This window comes from Acinetobacter sp. ANC 3882 (assembly GCF_022549545.1).
Taxonomy (GTDB): Bacteria; Pseudomonadota; Gammaproteobacteria; order Pseudomonadales; family Moraxellaceae; genus Acinetobacter.
In genome coordinates this window covers 133,844-151,051 of record NZ_JAKZGB010000007.1, presented here as the reverse complement: position 1 = coordinate 151,051, position 17,208 = coordinate 133,844, and the positions used below count along the sequence as shown (strand labels likewise).

The following is a 17,208-nucleotide window of genomic DNA, read 5'->3' as shown; positions in this document are numbered from 1 at the left end:
AAAAGATCGAACCGCAGCATGGTTCGATCTTTTTACATTTGTAATGAAGTAAATTTTAAATCATTACAAATGTTGGTCTAAAGGTCTGGAGGAACCTTAAGATCTGATTAGTTTGTTGGCGCAGGTGTAGATGCAGGTGCTTCAGTTGTTGTTGCATCAGTAGCTGTTGAATCAGTTGCAGCTTGACCTTGAGTTTCAGGTTGCTCTTGAGTTGAAACAACAACCTTTTCTTCAGTTTGTTGTTCTACTGGTGCTGCAAATGTAGAAGCTGCTGCAAGAGTAAGTGTAGTTGCAAGAACAGTTTTGATAAATTTCATGTTAGGCATCCTTATTTCATTTAAAATAACAACCTCAATAGGAGGATTGGTTAATTCCAATCTCTCAATTTCGGCATGAGGTCCATGCTATGTGCCAAACGTATTTGCGGCAATGTTCTTAACAATCTATTACGTCTATCTTAACAATATGAAATATTGAATCGTCTTATGTAGTTTCTATGTAAAACATCATGAAGAAATTAAGGATTAAAATGTATGGAAATATGTTTTTATGGTCAAAAAACGATCTAATATTTTACGTGTTTTAAACACTGGCTTGGCTTTTATAAAAAATGCTTAATTGAATAAACCATTTATATCTTATTTATAAATAAGTTTTTTAGATTTAATATGTGATTAAAATCTCATATTTTTTTCTTAATAGGTTTTAAGTCTAATTCTACGAAAAAGCATTCTTTATTTTATTTCATGGGTTTTTCTCTTTAGAATGAAATAAATTTCGAATAAGAGTGTGTCGTGAAACTTCTTGCCCCCAAAACTGTTGCTACGCATATTATTTCTGGCTTTTTAGGCGCAGGTAAGACCACATTATTACAGCATTTACTGACTCAGAAGCCTGAAAATGAAGTATGGGCCGTTTTGATGAATGAGTTTGGGCAGATTGGGGTCGACCAACAACTTATTAGTCAGCAGCAAGGCTATGCGGTGAAAGAGCTATTGGGAGGTTGTTTGTGCTGTAGCAGCCAGTTGCCGATGCAGATTGCACTTTCTCGCTTGCTTAGTGAAAGCAGACCTGATCGTTTATTTATCGAACCCACAGGTTTGGGACATCCAGCGCAATTATTAGAACAACTGACTGAACCGCATTGGCAGAGCAGTTTGGCAATGCGCGCTTTGGTGATTGTTGTGGATGGGAGTCGCCTACATGATCAGGGTTGGGTGAAACAGAATCTATATACCGATCAACTAAAAGCAGCACAAATTGTCGTGTTGTCGCATATCGACTGTATGACAGCCGCAGATCATCAAGCTTATGCAGATTTGAAACAAGAGTATGAAACGTATGTCCAGTATTGGATTGAAGCCGAAAATGGGCAGGTAAATATTCAACAATTGGACATTCAACAACAACCTGTACAACGTAAGATTCAGCCTTTATTAAGATTGCAGCAAACGCAAGCTGCTGAACACATACCAGAGATAAAGCAACTTCCTTATCATTATGTTGAAACAGCGCAGGGCTATACGGTTGCGGGTTGGAAATTGCCGAAACGCTGGCAGTTTAATTTTCATGATTTATTGGATGTGTTGTGTGAGCAACAAGACTGGGTGAGAATCAAGGGTATCTTTAATACTGATCAAGGTTGGAGAAGTTTTAATTTTAATCCGCAGCAGTTTAACTATAAGTCGGCTGAAGAAAGCATTGATAATCGAATTGAAGTGATTTGTCAGTCAGCACATGACTGGCTCGCTTTTGAAACACAATTATTGCAATGCCGTATTGATCTGATTGATGATCAACATGATCAAATCGCACATGCTTCTCGCTAAAATAGAGTATGCTTAGCGCCAAATTTGAGAACACTGTATTTAAGAGTTTAGTTTATGGCGTTAAAAGCAACAATATATAAGGCAGACCTCAATATTGCCAATATGGATGAGCATATCTATGCAGATTATCAGCTCACCCTTGCTCAGCATCCCTCTGAAACTATTGAACGTTTAATGGTTCGTATTCTGGCGTATGCACGTTTTGCCGATGAACGTTTAGAGTTTACCAAAGACTTATTTGAAACAGATGAACCTGCGTTATGGCAAAAAGACCTGACAGGGCTGTTAGAGAAATGGATCGAAGTCGGTTGTCCATCTGAAGATAAAGTAAAAAAGGCGAGTGCACGTTGTAAGAGTATTGCAGTTGTGACTTATGGCTCTCAATCGGATGATTGGTGGCAGAAGAATTCCAAGATTAAAACTTTAAGCAATGTGCAAGTGTGGCAATTGACCCCACAAACTACGCAAGCACTTGAGGGTTTATGCGAACGTACTATGCAATTGCAGCTGAATATTATGGATGGCGAATGGACCTTGTTAAGCGATAAAGGTCAGGTCGACATTCAATGGCAACAATTGCAATAATTTAGCTTGAGTGATTTGGAGAGATAAAGATGAGTACAGAATTAGAAATTATTGATTTAAAAGTAGGCGAAGGTAAAGAAGCGGTTCGTGGTGCTTTGATCACGACTCACTACACGGGTTGGTTAGAAGATGGAACCAAGTTTGATTCGTCACTTGATCGCGGTAATTACTTTGAAACGGTGATTGGTACTGGACGTGTGATTAAGGGCTGGGATCAAGGCATTATGGGAATGCGTGTGGGTGGAAAGCGTAAATTGATTGTCCCTGCACATTTGGCGTATGGCTCGCGTAAAATGGGCAAGATCATTCCAGCCAATGCCAATCTGACCTTTGAAATTGAATTGTTCGATGTAAAAACACGCGACGAATAACCAGTTTTGGTACTCAAAAAGAAAGCGATTTGGTCGATTTTTAGACTAAATCGCTTTAAAATCATAAGCATAAAATAATATCAATAAACCTGTAATAAAGTTTTGATTTTTAAAACTATTTCTTTCATCTGAATTTTATTGCAGCCCAAGAAAAAAATATTGATTCTCTATATACAGTACTGTATATCTTTGAGTTAAAAGAGCAATTTTTCTGAAAGCCTTAATTTTTTGAATAACAAGTGTTGATTCTAAGGTCATGAAAGTTTGCTCTTTTAGGTCACTATAAGGCGATCGGGGAAGATGTCACTTATAGTTTATCCATTATAAAAATGCGGCAATAAGCAACGATAAAAATTTGAGTGTATAGAGGTCGATATGAATGATTATTTGGATATCACGGCATCGGAATTGTTAAGAGAGTTAGATCATTTTTTCCTGATCGATACTCATGATGGCGCACAAACGGGTTTTTGGGTGAATGAAAAAGCCTTGATCGATAAGCATTACTGGATTGATGGTGACTATAAAATTGAAATTCTCAGGTCATTACAGCCTTCACATCAGTATGCTCCGCATGACTATAAAATAACGCGCTTAGCGGCAGGTGAGGATGATAGTAATGTTGTGCTGCTGGAATATGATGGTGTACATAAAAAGATACTGACTTTCCGCCGTGGTGAGTGGGTGAATCGTCTGAATAAATATTTTTATCAAAAAGAGCGTCACTATTTACAGCAACTCGCAGATGACCCTAATTTTCAGTTAATTCAGTACTAATCATTTAAAAAATTGTTCAAAGCTCCTGATCTAGAGCGTAGATCAGGAGCTTATTATTTTTGTCAAAAAATATTCAGTTAAAATGTGATTGATATCATAAAAAATGCATTTAAGTTTATTTTCAGTTTTTAAAATTATAAATACAATCCGTACTTCCCGCTGACCATTCAAAAACATCTTATTTATCCATAAAACTGTAAGATGGTGCAGGCATGATCTGCGATCAGCGAATTTCTAATCTTGAGACGATATCTCTATGACAACACGTTTAGTGTCCCCGACGTTAAAAACTTTTTTAGGTCTTGTGTTTGGGGTGGTTGCCAGTACCACAACTTTTGCGGCAAATCCAAAAATCGATGCAACCACATTGACCGTCATTGGGTATCACGAAATTACAGATCGCAAAGATGCACTGATTCCAAGCTATGCAGTGACTGCCAAGCAGTTTGGTGAGCATATCGACTGGTTGAAAAAGAACGGCTATCACTTTATTAATGTCGATCAACTGATCAAAGCACATCAAGGTAAATATAAATTACCAACGAAACCTATTTTGCTGACGGTTGATGATGGCTATCAATCTTTTTATCAAAATGCATATCCGATTATCCGTGCCAAAAAGATTCCAGTCGTGTTAGCTGTTGTGGGGTCTTGGTTAGAACCCAAAGCAGGACAAAAAGTTGATTTTGGTGGTGAGCCGATTGAGCGTAATAAAATCTTGAGTTGGGATGAACTTAAGGAAATGCAAAGCAGTGGTTTGGTTGAAATTGCCAGCCACAGTTATCATTTGCATCAAGGGGTTAATGGTAATCCACAAGGGAATTCAGAACCTGCAGCCATCACCCGTATTTATGATCCGAAAACCAAAAGCTATGAAAGCGATGCGGTCTATCAAGCACGGGTTTATCAAGATTTAAAAACCAATAATGATCTATTAAAAGCACATGGTTTACGTTCGCCACGCGTGATGGTTTGGCCTTATGGTCGCTATAACATGCAACTGGTGCAAACAGCTAAGCAGTTGGGTATGCCGATTACCATTACCTTGGATGATGGGGCAGATCACGCTAAACAATCGCTGCAAAATATGAGCCGTATTTTGATTCAGGGCAATATGTCGACCAGCGCATTGGCGCAAGAAATCAAGAACCGTGAATTGAATTTGAATGATAACAATCGACCGCAAAAAATTATGCATGTCGATTTAGACTATATTTATGATCCAGATACCAAACAGCAAGAACGTAATCTCGATCATTTGATTGACCGTATTAATGGCATGGGTGTAAATACCGTATATTTGCAGGCTTTCTCTGATCCTGATGCCAATGGTTCAGCCGATATGGTGTATTTCCCAAATCGTCATATTCCGATGCGTGCAGATTTATTTAACCGTGTCGCTTGGCAGATTCAAACGCGTACGCCTGTACAACGTTTATATGCGTGGATGCCATTATTGGCTTGGGAATTACCTAAGACTGATCCAGTGTCGAAAGATTTAGTTGAAACGCAACAGGCAAAAGCGGGTGAGCATTTAAATATGGGCTATATCCGTCTCAGCCCATTCTCAGCACCAGCACGACAAACCATTAAGGAAATTTATCAAGATTTGGCGAAGTCGACCCCGTTTGATGGCTTGTTGTTCCATGATGATGTGACATTGTCTGACTATGAAGATGCCAGTCCTGATGCATTGGCTGCGTATGCGAAACAAGGTTTACCAACGGATTTGGCTAAAATCCGAGACAATGATGCAGCGTTGCAAAAATGGACAGCGTATAAAACCCGTTATCTCGATGATTTTGCCATGGAGCTTGCAGGGGAGGTTCGTCAATATCAACCATTCCTTGTGACTGCACGTAATCTTTATGCGCAGGTGGCTTTAAATGCCTATGCAGAAAACTGGTACGCGCAATCTTTGGAGCAATCACTGAATCGTTATGACTTTACTGCGATTATGGCGATGCCTTATATGGAGCAGTCTGATAATCCTGCAAAATTCTATTCAGATATCATGAATCGCGTGAAGCAATATCCAAATGGAATTAAAAAGACCGTGATGGAGTTGCAGGCGGTGAATTGGCGCAATGACCAAAAAGTTCCATCTGAAGAAATGGCGGCAACCATCAAGTCATTATATGAGCAAGGTGCAATGCACGTGGCCTATTATCCTGATGATCCGATCAAAGGACATCCAGATGTCGAAACAATGCATAAGGCTTTTAGTCTAAAATCATCTCAGTTAGTACCATAGTGGAGTAATGAGATGAGTTGGATTGCTTTATTGTGGTCATATGCCATAAAGTTTGTTTTTTACTATCCCTTGTTTATGTCATACCTGTGGATGGTTGGGGCAATCATTTTTTACTGGAAAGAACGTCAGGATCCGCCATATCAGCAACCTGCTACTTTGCCAGAATATCCCAAAGTCGCGGTATTGGTGCCTTGTTTTAATGAAGGGGACAATGCCGAAGAAACCATTAGCCATGCGCTCAAATTGGATTATCCGAATTTTGAAGTGATTGCGATCAATGATGGTAGCTCTGACAATACGGGTGAAGTACTGGATCGATTGGCGACACAGTATGAAAAATTACGTGTGGTGCATCTGGCACAAAACCAAGGTAAGGCCATGGGTCTACAGGCCGGTAGCTTAATGACCGATGCTGAATTCCTGATAGGGATTGATGGCGATGCTCTGCTTGATCCACATGCTGCCAAATGGATGATGCGACACTTTCTAGAAGATCCAACAGTCGCGGCTGTAACAGGTAATCCACGTATTCGCACGCGTTCGACTTTACTTGGACGAATTCAAGTAGGAGAGTTCTCTTCGATTGTCGGCATGATCAAGCGCGCACAACGTACTTTTGGCCGGTTATTTACCGTATCGGGTGTGATTACTGCCTTTCGCAAAAGCGCGGTCCATCAAGTGGATTATTGGTCACCGAATATGTTGACTGAAGACATTGATATCACATGGAAATTACAACGTGCAGGTTGGGATGTCCGCTTTGAGCCAAATGCGCTGGTCTGGATTTTGATGCCTGAAACCTTAAATGGACTATGGAAACAACGTTTGCGTTGGGCCATGGGTGGGGCGCAGGTTCTGGTGAAAAACATTGACGTCTTTTTAAAACCTAAACTTAATTTTTTATGGCCTTTGATGTTTGAGCTGTGTTTGACACTCATTTGGTCATATTTGATGCTTATTATGGCAGTGATTTGGTTATTGCACTTTATCTTTGCGATTCCAGCGCTTGCTGTGGTGAGTTCACCATTTTTACCATACGGTAGTGGAATTTTATTAGGTGCGACCTGTTTAATTCAGTTTGCTTTAAGCAAATGGATGGATAGTCGTTATGAACCAAGCCTAGGGAAAAATTATTATTGGATGATTTGGTACCCGTTTGTGTTTTGGTTGATCACGATTACTGCTACAATCGTCGCCTTTCCAAAGGTACTGTTGCGTAATGATGAGAAACGTGCCCGTTGGATTAGCCCAGATCGTGGAATTCGTTGAATCGGAAAGATTCATTTTGCTGAGTAAAAAGCAATGAAAGCTGACAGTTTAATTATTGATGTACGTCGCCAACTCCCATGGCACAAACGTTATTTTTCAACCACAACCACCGCAATGATGTGGGCGTGTTGGTTATTGTTATGGCGCCCATTTATTTTAGTGTGGGTGTTGGTTGAGCTACAAAAGACCCATATCGCACAACGATTAATGTCTGCATTTAGCGATGGCATTGAGCATGGGGTGACTGCATTATTTATGTGTGCGGTTGCATTGTTGTTGTGGGGTTTCTTGCCTGCAAAACGTGTACATAAAAAGCATGCTGTTGAAAAGACCTTGCCTGATTATGCGCGTTATTTCGAATTACCTGAGCAAGAGATTCAGGTAGGACGTCAGCAGAAAGTGAGCATCGTGCATCATGATGAGAATGGTAAAATTATTCGCGTAGAATAATTACGTATTGTTCTAAATCAAGAATATCAAATGCCTTAATTTTTTAATTAAGGCATTTTTTATGCGGGGTCTTAAATTTCAGACATAAAAAAACCAGCTTACGCTGGATTTTTTATTTGCACCATATTTCATTTGCTGAAAGATGGTGCCCGAGGCCAGACTCGAACTGGCACGCTTTGTGGGCGGGGGATTTTAAATCCCCTGTGTCTACCGATTTCACCACTCGGGCATGTGCGCAATAATAGAGGACACTTTAAAACTTGGCAAGAGTAAAACTTGCTATTTGCTTTCTTTTCAATCAATTCATGTGCTTATCTGATGAAAATTAAGCATTGTCATCATATTTTCATGATTCTTTCATCAAATTGAGATCAAAGCTTCATCTAAGCCCATTAATTTCAATCATTTACATATAGTGATAAAATTAAGGTAGCTATCCAAATGACAGCAAAAATTTCACGACGGGAACTCATTCAAAAAAGTCTATTCGGTTTCGGGGCGTTGTCTTTATCTGCGGGATTTACAGGCTGTAATGACAGTTCAGATCAAGAGACAGCAACATTACAGGTGAACTTTGAACATGGGGTGGCCAGTGGCGATCCATTGCAAGATCGTGTGATCTTATGGACGCGTTTGACACCCAACGATAGTAGTGCACGTTTGCAAGTGACTTGGGAAATCGCGTTAGATCAGCAATTCAAGCAAATCATTAAAACCGATAAAGTCACGACAACGGCTTCACAAGATTTTACTATAAAAGTCGATGCGACAGGTTTAAAACCGAATCAGTCTTATTTCTATCGCTTTATCTTTGGCGATAAGATCTCACCCGTAGGTCAAACCAAGACTTTGCCGACCAGCGCGTCTAAAGTAAGTTTTGCCGTATGTTCATGTTCGAATTATCCAGCAGGTTATTTCTATGTGTACCGTGAAATGGCTAAGCAAAATGTCGATGTGGTGATTCATCTCGGGGACTATATTTATGAATATGGTGCAGATGGCTATGCAGCAGAAGATGCTGCTCAATTAGGTCGTACGCTTGCAGCTGATAATAATAAAGAAATTATCAAATTAGATGATTATCGCAAACGTTATGCGCTCTATCGTAAAGATAAAGACTTACAGGCCTTGCACCATCGTCATCCATTTATTGTGATTTGGGATGACCATGAGTTAGCCAATGACGCATGGCGTGAAGGGGCTGAGAATCACCAGTCAAATGAAGGGTCTTTTCTGGATCGTAAATTGGCAGCTCTACAGGCCTATTTTGAGTGGATGCCAATTCGTCCTGTTGATGATCAACACACCAAGATTTATCGCCAGTTTGATTTTGGGAATCTGGTTCAATTGACGATGTTGGATACCCGTATTATTGCCCGTGATGAGCAGTTGGATTATACCAAATATATGACAGCGAATGGTTTGGATGTTGCAAAATTCCAGACAGATTTGACCAATCCTGCTCGTACTTTAATGGGATATACCCAGCGTGATTGGTTGATTGGTAAATTACAGCAGTCGTCAGCAACTTGGAATGTGCTCGGTCAGCAAATTTTAATGACCAAGATGTTAGTTCCTGCTGAGCTGCTACTTGCTTTAGCTGAAATTACCTCAGGGAATCCGAGTACGGATACCTTAAATAAGATGAATGCCCAAATCACTGAATTAGTAAAATTGAAAATTCGATTATTACAAGGTGATCCTACTTTAACGGCACAAGAAAAAGCACGTGTCCTAACCGTTGCGCCCTATAACTTGGATGCATGGGATGGCTATTTTGTTGAGCGTGAGGTTGTGTATGGCGCTTTGGCACAACTAAAGAAAAAAGTGGTGGTGTTGGCAGGGGATACTCATAATGCATGGTCTTCTAATCTATATAACAAAGATGGTGCATTTGTTGGGGTTGAGCTGGCAACCAGTTCAGTGTCCTCACCAGGCTTGGAAAAATACTTAAATATTCCGCTGGCACAGTTGCAACAGTTTGAGTTTGCATTCACCACATTGATTGATGAGTTGAATTACTGCAATTTGAATCAAAGAGGTTATTTGGTGGTGCAGTTTGATGATGCTCAAGTGCAATCACAATGGATTTATCTGGATTCAATCAAAAAGCCTGAATATACACTTGATAAAACACGTGGCTATCAATTGAGTTTGGATAAAAATCTATTACCAGTGAAAACAGGACAGCAAGTGGCTTAAATTTAAAAAGCGAGGGAAAGGCCAAGTCTTCGTGCTTGGCTTTTTTATTGTGATCCAAATTCTAGGCATAAAAAAACCAGCTTACGCTGGATTTTTATTTGCACCATATTTCATTTGCTGAAAAATGGTGCCCGAGGCCAGACTCGAACTGGCACGCTTTGTGGGCGGGGGATTTTAAATCCCCTGTGTCTACCGATTTCACCACTCGGGCTTTACCAATGGAGGCGGAGGTCGGAATCGAACCGGCGTACACGGAGTTGCAGTCCGCTGCATGACCACTCTGCCACCCCGCCATCTCTTGGTGATGCACATATTAGCAATCTTTAAAAAAAAAACAATAGTGTTTATAGCGAATATGCACATAAAAACAACATCTAAAAGAATATTGCTCAAATTATCATGTATTATTTACGCAATTGATTCATACCCACTTTGGAGATGCGCTGTGGCATTGGTTTTAGACGGTCGTGCATTAGCAAAACAAATTGAAACGGATTTGTTGGTACGTGTAGAAGCATTAAAAGCAAAATCGGGGCGTACCCCAATCTTGGCAACGATATTGGTTGGTGATGATGGTGCATCTGCAACTTATGTGCGTATGAAAGGCAATGCTTGTCGCCGTGTGGGCATGGATTCACTTAAAGTTGAACTTCCAAAAGAAACCACAACTGAACAATTATTGGCTGAAATTGAAAAATTAAATGCCAATCCAGATGTACACGGTATCTTGTTACAACATCCAGTACCTGAACAGATTGATGAAAGAGCATGTTTCGATGCAATCTCATTGGCAAAAGATGTCGATGGCGTGACGTGTTTAGGTTTTGGCCGTATGGCAATGGGTGAAGCGGCATATGGTTCTGCAACACCTGCTGGTATCATGACTATTTTGCAAGAAAACAAGATTGAAATCGCGGGCAAACATGCAGTTGTCGTCGGTCGCTCTGCGATTTTGGGTAAGCCAATGGCGATGATGCTATTACAAGCCAATGCAACAGTGACGATTTGCCACTCACGTACGCAAAATCTTCCAGAACTGGTGAAGCAAGCTGATATTATTGTGGGTGCAGTGGGTAAAGCTGAATTGATCCAAAAAGACTGGATCAAGCAAGGTGCAGTTGTTGTAGATGCAGGCTTCCACCCGCGTGATGGCGGTGGAGTTGGTGATATCCAATTGGTCGGTATCGAAGAGATCGCTTCTGCTTATACACCCGTACCTGGTGGCGTAGGCCCAATGACGATCACCACCTTGATTCGTCAAACTGTAGAAGCTGCTGAAAAAGCATTAGCGTAAAGATGATTAATAACCCCTCGTGAAGAGGGGTTTTTTAGAATTAAACACATATGAGCTGTACTTTTCAATTTGCCAAAGCACCCGAGCAATTGCTTAAAGCCTTGCATGAGGTGATTCCAAACACGGATTTGTTGGCACAACAGTTACCAGAAACACCAATTTCCCTTTGGTTGATTCCACCTGTGTTCCCCACAGATCGCTTAGACGATGAAGTGATTCGGCGGATTTGGAATGAAACGCCGTATTGGATTTTTTGCTGGGCTTCTGGTTTGGCGATGGCACAATGGCTATTGGCCGAGCCTCATCATGTTAAAGATAAAGTGGTTTTAGACTTTGGTGCGGGTTCAGGCGTGGTCGCGATTGCGGCAAAAATGGCAGGCGCAAAGCGGGTGATTTGTTGTGATATTGATCCAAGCAGTCTTGCATCATGTCATGAAAATGCTTTATTGAATGATGTTGAGCTGGGGTATCTAGACGATTTGTACCAGTCCGAACAAGTGGATGTATTACTGGCAGCCGATGTATTATATGACCAATCCAATCGCTTCTTTTTGGATGAATTTTTAAAGTTTGCACCCGAAGTGTGGGTTGCGGACAGTCGAGTCAAAAATTTCAGCCATCCTCGATATCTGAAAATTGATGAGCGTAGTGCAACGACTTGGCCAGACTTAGATGAAGCCAAAGAGTTTAGAAACGTCAGTTTTTATCGCACCAAATAAAATAAACAATTTCTATTAAGAATACACTGTGTTGAGGTTAGCAAATCTCAACACAATCTCCTCATTGCACATGCTAAAACATTCAAATGAAATAAACAGATGGCCTTTGGTGGCTATTCTTAAAGATATTGTTTTGATGGAAAAAGGGAAAGTGTATGGGTATTCAGCAGGTTGATGATGGCAAACATGGCGCATTTAAGCTTTTAGAGGGCGATTTACTCGCAGGTGAAATGGCATATACCTGGGCAGGAGATAGTATGCTCATTATTGATCATACTGATGTAAATGATCAATTTCGCGGGCAAGGCGTGGGGCGTAAATTATTGAATGAGCTGATTACGTTTGTACGCGAACGTAACGTCAAAGTGATTCCTTTATGCCCGTTTGCAAAATCTGTGTTTGATAAAGACTTATCTATTCACGATGTTTTAAAGGGATAAAATAAAGCGGATGTATTCCTGATGATGGGATACATCCTTTTTAAATCATCAATCTATTCGATTAAGAGCAGGTATAACGAACCACTTTCAGTGTGGTTGGGCGAGTTTCAAGTGCTTGACGTGTCGCATAGCCTTCACTGTTGTTTAAGTCTGGTGAATTGGACAGGCCGAAAGTGGCACGACTATTACCTAATTTGACACCGTATTGTTCTTGCTGGGCTGGATTCATAATTTCATTTACACTGAGCACAGCAAGTTTATATGTTTTTTCTGCACCTAAAATTTGCTTACATGCATGTTGTAATTTTTTCTCATCCAAATCGCTATTACTGCGTGCAGCGAGAGTATAAGCGACGGTTGCTGAAGAGGCTGTTTTATTTTCGATTTGATAACCAGTCACGCCATTGTACTGATGTGGACTGCTTTGACATGCTGCAATAAGAAGTGTACCGCTCATAATTAACAATAAATTGGTTTTTTTCATATCAATGGTCCTGTTATTTCTGGTTTCAGTATCGCATAAAATAAGTTTTTTATTGTGAGGAATCTTTAAAACACAGGCTATTCATCGATTTTTAGCTTCAATTTTAAAGAAAGAATTTTCGTTTTCGAACAATTTTGCATATAATCTGCCAAGTTTTTTATTTAATACAGAAGTCATTGCTTTTTTGCAGTATTTGAGCCCGTTTTTTAACGGGCATTTAATTTATTGCAGCATAGGGTTTATAGGAGTGTCCTTAGACCCTTAATTAAGCAAGTCTGGATAGGTATGTCATGATCTCTACAGATAGTCAAAAAAAATACGTGGTTGCATTTGACCAAGGTACAACGAGTTCACGTGCGATCGTATTGGATCACGATGCGAATGTCATCAGTATTGCTCAGCGTGAATTTACGCAAATTTACCCACAACCAGGTTGGGTCGAGCATGATCCAATGGAAATCTGGGCGACTCAAAGCGCGGTATGGGTTGAAGCTTTGGCGCAAGCCAGTATTTCCAGTGAGCAAATTGCGGCAATTGGGATCACTAACCAACGTGAAACCACGGTTATCTGGGATAAAAAGACAGGAAAACCTATTTACAATGCAATTGTGTGGCAAAGCCGCCAAAGCAATGAAATTTGTAATCAACTGCGCCAAGACGGTTGGCAAGATTACGTGCATAAAGTGACAGGTTTGGTGCTTGATCCGTATTTCTCTGCGACTAAAATTAAGTGGATTTTGGACCGTGTTGAAGGCAGCCGTGAACGTGCAGAACGTGGCGAGCTTTTGTTTGGCACGATCGATACTTGGTTGTTGTGGAAATTGACCAATGGTCAAGTTCATGTGACTGACTATACCAATGCTTCTCGCACCATGTTGTTTAACATTGAGACTTTGGAATGGGACGATAAACTGCTTGAGGCTTTGAACATTCCTAAAGCGATGTTGCCTGAGGTTCGTGGTTCTTCTGAAGTTTATGGTTATACACATACCATTAGCGGTCAAGAAATTGGTATTCCAATTGCGGGTATCGCAGGGGATCAACAAGCTGCATTGTTTGGACAAATGTGTGTTGAAGCGGGTCAGGCTAAAAATACTTATGGTACAGGCTGTTTCTTGCTCATGAATACGGGCAAGCGCATTGTTCAATCTGATCATGGTTTATTAACCACGATTGCATGTGGTCCACGTGGTGAAGTGAACTATGCATTGGAAGGCGCAGTGTTCAATGGTGGTTCATGTGTGCAGTGGCTACGCGATGAACTGAAAGCGATTAATGATTCGCATGATTCTGAATATTACGCAACCAAAGTGAAAGACAGTAATGGAGTCTATGTTGTACCTGCCTTTACTGGCTTGGGTGCGCCATATTGGGATCCGACAGCACGTGGTGCGATTTTGGGGATTACGCGTGGTGTGAGCATAGAACACATCATTCGTGCAACGCTTGAGTCGATTGCCTATCAAACTCGTGATGTGCTGGATGCCATGCAGCAAGATTCTGGTGAGAAGTTGCGAACCTTACGTGTCGATGGTGGCGTAACTGCAAATAACTTCTTAATGCAGTTCCAAGCAGATATCATGGGCACTTCGGTAGAACGTCCTGCGATGAAAGAAACCACGGGGATGGGTGCAGCATTCTTGGCTGGTTTGGCTGTCGGTTTCTGGTCGGATTTAAACGAATTGAAGAGTAGAATGACCATCGAAAATACCTTTACCCCAGAGTGCAGTCAGGATGTGACTGAAAAACTCTATAAAGGTTGGTTAAAAGCAGTCGGACGTACTCGTGATTGGGCGGAAGACTAAGCTAAAATACTCTTTATTGCATGATCTAAAATAACACAGGATGGATGAGCATGAGCTTGATACTACGCCAACAAAAAACCCTCGAATTAGTACGAGAGCGTGGCTATATCAGTATTGAAGAACTTGCTCAACATTTTGATGTGACACCTCAAACCATCCGTCGTGATATTAATCAATTGGCGGATGAGGGGTTGTTACGACGTTACCATGGTGGTGCAGCGCATGATTCGAGTGTAGAAAACACTGAATATACGATGCGTGTGGGGCATATGTTAGAAGAAAAGAGACGGATTGCTGCTGCTGTTGCAGCAGCCGTTCCAGATCACGCCTCTTTATTTATTAATATTGGAACCACAACCGAAGCAATTGCACATGCGTTGTTGAACCATACTGGTTTAAGAATCATTACCAATAATCTTAATGTTGCCAAAATCCTCAGTACCAAAGAAGACTTTGAAGTATTGATTGCCAGTGGGCGCGTTCGTCCAGATGGTGGTGTGATTGGTCAGGCAACGGCAGACTTTTTTAAGCAGTTTAAAGCAGATTATGCTTTGGTCGGGATCAGTGGGATTGAAGAAGACGGTACTTTGCTGGATTTTGATTTCCAAGAAGTGTGTGTATCTCAAGAGATTGTATCCAGTGCGCGTCAGGTATTTTTGGCTGCGGATAGCAGTAAATTTGGTCGTAATGCCATGATTCGTTTGGGTTCTCTAAAGCAAGTTGACTGTATTTTTACCGATCAACAACCCAACGATGAGTTTATAAAAACTATTCGCGATTTGGATGTTGGGTTGATTGTTGCGACATAAATCTTCATTTTCGAAAAATTGTTACTTTTCTTGAGCTGAGTGCTTTAGGCTCAAGAATCTTTAAATAAAAATAATGTTATAAGCTTGAGCAGCCTTTGTGTTGCTTGATTATCATCTTTTTAATCCCTGTATTTTTAATTTTGACCATTTATCTAAAAATGTCTATAAATTGGCATTTTTTTGACTACTTTTTATTGTTTATTTTCATATTGTATGTTCAAATGTTCGTTATTGAACAATAATGAAAATTTGCGGTGACTTATGCAAACTTCTCCTCAGTCAAATGACAAAATTTATGACCTTGCTGTGATCGGTGGCGGTATCAATGGTGTTGGTATTGCAGCAGATGCTTCGGGTCGTGGCTTATCGGTATTCCTGTGTGAAAAAGATGACTTGGCGAGCCATACATCTTCTGCAAGCAGTAAATTGATTCATGGTGGTTTACGCTACCTTGAACATAAAGAGTTTCGCTTGGTACGTGAAGCCTTGGCTGAACGCGAAGTATTGTTGGCAAAAGCACCCCACATTATCCGTCCAATGCGTTTTATCATGCCGCATCGTCCACATTTGCGCCCAGCATGGTTGATTCGTACAGGTTTGTTCTTTTACGATCACTTGGGTAAACGTGAAAAGTTATTGGGTTCGAATAACGTTTATTTTAAAGAAGACAGTCCATTAAATACTGCAATTACTCGCGGTTTTGAATATTCAGATTGTGCGGTAGATGATTCACGTCTGGTTGTCTTAAATGCAATGCATGCCCGTGAAAAGGGTGCTGATATTGTAACGCGTACTCGCTGTTTATCAGCGCAACGTGAAGGTCAATATTGGGTCGTTGATTTGGAAAATGCACAGGGTCAATTCCAGATTAAAGCCAAGGCTTTAGTGAATGCTGCGGGTCCTTGGGTTGCGCAATTCATCAAGCAGGATTTACAGCTTAAATCACCATATGGCATCCGTTTGATTCAGGGTAGTCATATCATTGTGCCAAAGTTGTATGAAGGTGATAAAGCGTTTATCATGCAGAATGATGACCGTCGTATTGTGTTCGCCATTCCGTACTTGGATCAATATACGATGATCGGAACCACGGATCGCGAATATCAAGGTGATCCTGCACAAGTTAAAATTACTCAAGAAGAGATTGATTATTTAATTGAAGTGAGCAATGCACACTTTAAAAATCAATTAACGCAAGCCGATATTATTTCGACTTTTGCGGGCGTACGTCCATTATGTGATGATGAGTCAGATAATCCATCTGCCATTACCCGTGACTATACTTTGGCTTTATCGCAAGAAGCGGAAGATCAGGCACCTTTACTGTCAGTCTTTGGTGGTAAGTTAACGACTTATCGTAAGTTGGCAGAATCTGCAATGCAGCAGCTCAAAGCATTTTTCCCAGAAATGAAAGGCAGTTGGACAGCGACAGAAGCTTTGCCGGGTGGTGAAAATATGGCAACAGCTGAACAGTTGGCGAAAGAGATTCGTGCACAAATCATTGATGCATCTGAGGCTTTGGCAAAACGTTGGGCATCTGCTTATGGTTCACGTATTTGGAATATCTTAGGTGAAGCAACTTCGGTTGAGCAATTAGGTCAGCATTTTGATCAAGGCTTGTATGCTAAAGAAGTGGACTATTTATGTCGCTTTGAATGGGGAACGACCAGCCAAGATATTCTTTGGAGACGTTCAAAACTAGGTCTTAGCTTCGCGAAAAATGAAACAGAAGCTTTGGATGCTTATTTAGCTTCTAGACAACAAGAGCCACACGCAGCTTAAAAATCGTATAACCGTACTGTCTTTAAAAAGCCTTTTATCTAACGATTAAGCTAACGGGCGGCCAAAAGTGCAGCTTTTGGACGTCCAGCGAACGAAGTGAGCGTCAGTTGAGCGTATTGTTAGATGCCGTCACGCACA

Annotated in this window: 16 protein-coding genes and 3 tRNA genes; 14 read left to right on the top strand and 5 right to left on the bottom strand. The window is 40.8% G+C overall.

The genetic code is table 11. The annotated features are described in order from the left end of the window. Nucleotides 1-107: 107 nt before the first annotated feature. Entirely contained in the window at nucleotides 108-317 is a 210-nt protein-coding gene (locus MMO42_RS13690; protein WP_241320922.1) for a hypothetical protein, read from the bottom strand. Between the two features lie 477 nt (nucleotides 318-794). On the opposite strand from MMO42_RS13690, the gene MMO42_RS13685 reads away from it, so the two are divergent. The 7 genes from MMO42_RS13685 to pgaD all read left to right on the top strand — a co-directional run bounded on the left by MMO42_RS13685 (nucleotide 795) and on the right by pgaD (nucleotide 7,535). Further along, nucleotides 795-1,829 (top strand): GTP-binding protein, encoded by a 1,035-nt coding sequence (locus tag MMO42_RS13685; protein WP_241320921.1) that lies wholly within the window; start codon nucleotides 795-797, stop codon nucleotides 1,827-1,829. Nucleotides 1,830-1,883: 54 nt separating this feature from the next. Next, the gene (locus MMO42_RS13680) at nucleotides 1,884-2,414 is read left to right on the top strand and encodes a YaeQ family protein (protein WP_241320920.1); all 531 of its coding nucleotides are present in this window, start codon (nucleotides 1,884-1,886) and stop codon (nucleotides 2,412-2,414) included. A gap of 29 nt (nucleotides 2,415-2,443) precedes the next feature. Then, nucleotides 2,444-2,785 (top strand): FKBP-type peptidyl-prolyl cis-trans isomerase, encoded by a 342-nt coding sequence (locus MMO42_RS13675; RefSeq protein ID WP_005144817.1) that lies wholly within the window; start codon nucleotides 2,444-2,446, stop codon nucleotides 2,783-2,785. 375 nt (nucleotides 2,786-3,160) lie between these two features. After that, the gene (locus MMO42_RS13670) at nucleotides 3,161-3,562 is read left to right on the top strand and encodes a hypothetical protein (protein ID WP_005296148.1); all 402 of its coding nucleotides are present in this window, start codon (nucleotides 3,161-3,163) and stop codon (nucleotides 3,560-3,562) included. Nucleotides 3,563-3,818: 256 nt separating this feature from the next. Then, entirely contained in the window at nucleotides 3,819-5,816 is a 1,998-nt protein-coding gene (pgaB, locus tag MMO42_RS13665) for a poly-beta-1,6-N-acetyl-D-glucosamine N-deacetylase PgaB (protein ID WP_241320919.1), read from the top strand. 12 nt (nucleotides 5,817-5,828) lie between these two features. After that, nucleotides 5,829-7,085 carry a poly-beta-1,6-N-acetyl-D-glucosamine synthase gene (gene pgaC / locus MMO42_RS13660; RefSeq protein WP_241320918.1) on the top strand — a complete coding sequence of 419 codons (1,257 nt, stop codon included), beginning with the start codon at nucleotides 5,829-5,831 and terminating at the stop codon, nucleotides 7,083-7,085. Nucleotides 7,086-7,118: 33 nt separating this feature from the next. Continuing rightward, nucleotides 7,119-7,535, top strand: a complete 417-nt coding sequence (pgaD, locus tag MMO42_RS13655) for a poly-beta-1,6-N-acetyl-D-glucosamine biosynthesis protein PgaD (RefSeq protein WP_241320917.1) — start codon at nucleotides 7,119-7,121, stop codon at nucleotides 7,533-7,535. 143 nt (nucleotides 7,536-7,678) lie between these two features. On the opposite strand, the gene MMO42_RS13650 is transcribed toward pgaD, so the two are convergent. Beyond that, a tRNA-Leu gene (locus MMO42_RS13650) sits at nucleotides 7,679-7,764 on the bottom strand. A gap of 212 nt (nucleotides 7,765-7,976) precedes the next feature. Here MMO42_RS13650 and MMO42_RS13645 point away from each other — a divergent pair. Beyond that, nucleotides 7,977-9,737, top strand: a complete 1,761-nt coding sequence (locus MMO42_RS13645; protein WP_241320916.1) for an alkaline phosphatase D family protein — start codon at nucleotides 7,977-7,979, stop codon at nucleotides 9,735-9,737. A gap of 125 nt (nucleotides 9,738-9,862) precedes the next feature. On the opposite strand, the gene MMO42_RS13640 is transcribed toward MMO42_RS13645, so the two are convergent. Both MMO42_RS13640 and MMO42_RS13635 read right to left on the bottom strand, forming a co-directional pair. Then, nucleotides 9,863-9,948, bottom strand: a tRNA-Leu gene (locus tag MMO42_RS13640). Between the two features lie 8 nt (nucleotides 9,949-9,956). Next, nucleotides 9,957-10,030: transfer RNA gene (locus MMO42_RS13635), tRNA-Cys, on the bottom strand. A 152-nt stretch (nucleotides 10,031-10,182) separates the two neighbouring features. On the opposite strand from MMO42_RS13635, the gene folD reads away from it, so the two are divergent. The 3 genes from folD (at nucleotide 10,183) to MMO42_RS13620 (ending at nucleotide 12,190) form a co-directional block, all read left to right on the top strand. Next, on the top strand, nucleotides 10,183-11,031 hold the full coding sequence (gene folD, locus MMO42_RS13630; RefSeq protein WP_004652016.1) for a bifunctional methylenetetrahydrofolate dehydrogenase/methenyltetrahydrofolate cyclohydrolase FolD: 849 nt from the start codon (nucleotides 10,183-10,185) through the stop codon (nucleotides 11,029-11,031). A gap of 50 nt (nucleotides 11,032-11,081) precedes the next feature. Next, nucleotides 11,082-11,750 (top strand): 50S ribosomal protein L11 methyltransferase, encoded by a 669-nt coding sequence (locus MMO42_RS13625; protein WP_241320915.1) that lies wholly within the window; start codon nucleotides 11,082-11,084, stop codon nucleotides 11,748-11,750. A gap of 155 nt (nucleotides 11,751-11,905) precedes the next feature. Next, the gene (locus MMO42_RS13620; RefSeq protein ID WP_241320914.1) at nucleotides 11,906-12,190 is read left to right on the top strand and encodes a GNAT family N-acetyltransferase; all 285 of its coding nucleotides are present in this window, start codon (nucleotides 11,906-11,908) and stop codon (nucleotides 12,188-12,190) included. A 61-nt stretch (nucleotides 12,191-12,251) separates the two neighbouring features. Here the strand turns inward: MMO42_RS13620 and MMO42_RS13615 are convergent, their stop codons facing one another. After that, a complete protein-coding gene (locus MMO42_RS13615) occupies nucleotides 12,252-12,674 on the bottom strand; it encodes a hypothetical protein (protein ID WP_005296131.1) in 423 nt (140 codons plus the stop codon). A gap of 290 nt (nucleotides 12,675-12,964) precedes the next feature. Here MMO42_RS13615 and glpK point away from each other — a divergent pair, with 290 nt between their 5' ends. The 3 genes from glpK to glpD all read left to right on the top strand — a co-directional run bounded on the left by glpK (nucleotide 12,965) and on the right by glpD (nucleotide 17,070). Beyond that, nucleotides 12,965-14,479, top strand: a complete 1,515-nt coding sequence (gene glpK / locus MMO42_RS13610) for a glycerol kinase GlpK (protein WP_005296128.1) — start codon at nucleotides 12,965-12,967, stop codon at nucleotides 14,477-14,479. A 50-nt stretch (nucleotides 14,480-14,529) separates the two neighbouring features. Beyond that, a complete protein-coding gene (locus MMO42_RS13605; protein ID WP_241320913.1) occupies nucleotides 14,530-15,288 on the top strand; it encodes a DeoR family transcriptional regulator in 759 nt (252 codons plus the stop codon). Nucleotides 15,289-15,549: 261 nt separating this feature from the next. After that, a complete protein-coding gene (glpD, locus tag MMO42_RS13600; protein WP_241320912.1) occupies nucleotides 15,550-17,070 on the top strand; it encodes a glycerol-3-phosphate dehydrogenase in 1,521 nt (506 codons plus the stop codon). Nucleotides 17,071-17,208 lie beyond the last annotated feature (138 nt).